Below are 1,643 nucleotides of genomic sequence, written 5' to 3' on the forward strand. Positions count from 1 at the left end.
GTGTTGGGGTGTGGGTCGAGGGTTGGGTTGGATGATGATTTCTTCGTGTTGGGTGGTAATTCGCTGAATGCGACCAGGCTCATCAGCCGCATCAACGCAGACCGAGGTACTGACATACCGCTGCGAGCGATCTTCGACTCGCCGACGGTAGCCGAACTCGCTGCAGTCCTCGACGCCTCGATGTCCTCGAATCGGCCGGCGCTGACAGCTCGGGAACGTCCGTCGACGATCCCGTTGTCACCGGCTCAGTCGCGTATGTGGTTCCTCAACCGCTTCGATCCCGATTCGTCGGCGTACAACATGCCGGTGGTGCTTCGCCTTTCAGGAGACCTCGACGTGTCGGCACTCGCTGCGGCAGTGGGTGACCTGGTGCGTCGCCACGAGGTGCTCCGGACGGTGTATCCGGAAGTGGACGGCATCGGTTTCCAGAGAATTCTCTCGCCTGATGACGCGCCCGTCGAACTGACGACCGAGCGGGTGTCCGAAGGCGTTCTCCTCGAACGAGTTTCCGAGGTGCTCGGAGCATCGTTCGACGTCACGTCCGAGATCCCCATGCGGGCACACCTGTTCGAGGTTGCCGAGTTCGAGTTCGTTCTGGCGATGACGGTGCATCACATTGCGGGTGACGGTTTCTCGATGGGGCCGTTGACGCGTGATGTGATGGTGGCGTACGAGGCGCGGTCCAGGGGTGCGGTGCCGTCGTGGGCGCCGCTGGAGGTGCAGTATGCGGATTACGCGTTGTGGCAGCTCGAGACGTTGGGTTCGGAAGAATCGTCGAAGTCGCTGATCTCGCGACAACTCGACTTCTGGCGCACCGCTCTCGATGCAATACCGTCGGTGATCGATCTACCGCTGGACCGGCCTCGGCCGGCGGAAGCCTCCGGCCGTGGAGCCGTCTACTCTGCACATCTGAGTCCCGAAGTGAACGAGCAACTGGAAAAGGTCGCACGTGAACACGGCGCTACGCCGTTCATGGTGTTGCATGCCGCTCTGGCTGTTGTGCTTTCGCGCTACAGCGGTGAATACGACGTGGTTGTGGGAACTCCTGTTGCAGGCCGAGGAGAGCGTGCACTCGACGATCTGGTCGGGATGTTCGTCAATACCCTCGCATTGCGTGCCGTGGTGTCGCCCGGCGCTCGTTTCGCGGAATTGCTCGAGTCGGTTCGAGAATTCGACCTCCAGGCGTTCGAGAACGCCGACGTGCCGTTCGAGCGCCTGGTGGAGGTACTCGATCCAGTTCGTTCACAGTCGTACTCTCCTATTTTCCAGGTCAGTTTGACCCTGCAGAACATCGCCTTGACCGAACTCGAGTTCGACGGCATACGTATCGCCGAAGTCGACAACGTTGTGGCCACTACACAGTTCGACCTGGACTTCGTGTTCAACGAAGTAGTCACCGCCGACGGGTCTCGCGGCGGTCTGGACCTACACCTGACCTATGCCACCGATCTCTTCGACGAGGCAACCGCAGGGCGGTTGGTCGATGCATACGTCGCGGTGGTGAGCGCTGCAGTGGCGGACACGTCCACGATCGTCGAGACGTTCGAGGTGGAGTCTGTGGTTGGGCGTGGGTTGGTGTTGGGGGGTGTGAATGAGACGGATCGTTGTGTTGATGATGTGACGTTGGCGGGTTTGGTGGCGGC

At 60.9% G+C, this 1,643-nt stretch carries 1 protein-coding gene; it reads left to right on the forward strand.

Annotation, left to right across the window (positions count from 1 at the left end):
* Positions 1-27: 27 nt before the first annotated feature.
* On the forward strand, positions 28-1,643 hold a 1,616-nt coding region (locus ACWF6P_RS31760), incomplete at its 3' end, for a condensation domain-containing protein (RefSeq protein WP_452623698.1).

It is taken from the genome of Rhodococcus sp. NPDC055024, from assembly GCF_053608585.1.